Source organism: bacterium CG_4_10_14_0_2_um_filter_33_32 (assembly GCA_002792735.1).
Taxonomy (GTDB): Bacteria; Patescibacteriota; CPR2_A; order CG2-30-33-46; family CG2-30-33-46; genus CG2-30-33-46.
In genome coordinates, this window is record PFOW01000042.1 from 1 (window position 1) to 1,032 (window position 1,032).

The following is a 1,032-nucleotide window of genomic DNA, read 5'->3' on the forward strand; positions in this document are numbered from 1 at the left end:
CAAAAGTAGCTAATGCTTAAAAGGGTTGCCGCAATAATATTAAACGATAAAAAGGTGCTTATGGTTACCGGTCCAGAAGCCGATTTTTATTGGACGCCCGGAGGCATGATTGATAAGAGTGAGTCTTCGAAACAAGCATTATCCAGAGAACTGAGAGAAGAGCTTAGGGTGATGCCAAAAAATATAAAAGAATATTTTACCTACCAAGGCTATAAGCTAGAAACCGGTAAGCCGATGGAGGTTGTTTGTTTTTTGGCTGATTATGAAGGTAGCTTAATCCCAGACCATGAAGTTTCTAGCTATATGTGGTATTCAAGAAGCCATTTCGATAAAAAATCTCCCAGGCTTTTTTATATGATAGAAGAGATACTGATTCCTAAACTGATAGAAGATGATTTATTATAAATATGTATAATTAATAAGGAGAAATAATGGTTTTTTTCGATTCATTCAAAAAAATAGTAGGCATTAAACCAAAGGTATGTAAATTATGCAGCAAAGAAAATCCTAATTACTATATGACTTCTCAGGGAGAAGAAATTAATCTTTGTAGGCAGCATTTAGTCGAAAAATTTCAGCAATCATTCAACGATTACCCACATCATAGTATTGTTTGTATGCCTTTTTATGATGAAAAAACCGCCATTGGTTATACATTTCTTTCTAGTGATAAATTTACTAGAGGGACTAATGAACAGAATCAAGCTTCTGATCATCTATTAGAATTCTTAAAAAATATTTATGTAAATAATTGCTCTGTTTGTGGTCAAAAGGCATGGAATGTTTTTTTAACTGAGCAAGAAACTTATGAAGATAAAATGATTTCATCTGCATTGCTTAAGCAGTCTTTTGGAATTTATTTATGCCGAGATCACGCATTTGATCGCATAAAAGAAGTATTATTAGCAGTTCCTTATACGTTTGAGATCTTTGAACCTTCTGGGGGAGAAGGTATTTTTTATACAACAGATGGTTTACACTAGTTAGAAATTATTTGATTTCTTTCAAAAATCCTTCGACTAATTCGACTGT

General features: G+C 32.9%; 2 protein-coding genes. Both read left to right on the forward strand.

Going from position 1 to position 1,032, the window contains the following annotated elements; genetic code table 11:
* Positions 1 to 12 precede the first annotated feature (12 nt).
* A complete protein-coding gene (locus COX95_02665; protein ID PIZ85893.1) occupies positions 13 to 405 on the forward strand; it encodes a hypothetical protein in 393 nt (130 codons plus the stop codon).
* A 26-nt stretch (positions 406 to 431) separates the two neighbouring features.
* Positions 432 to 983, forward strand: a complete 552-nt coding sequence (locus tag COX95_02670) for a hypothetical protein (GenBank protein ID PIZ85894.1) — start codon at positions 432 to 434, stop codon at positions 981 to 983.
* Positions 984 to 1,032: the final 49 nt, after the last annotated feature.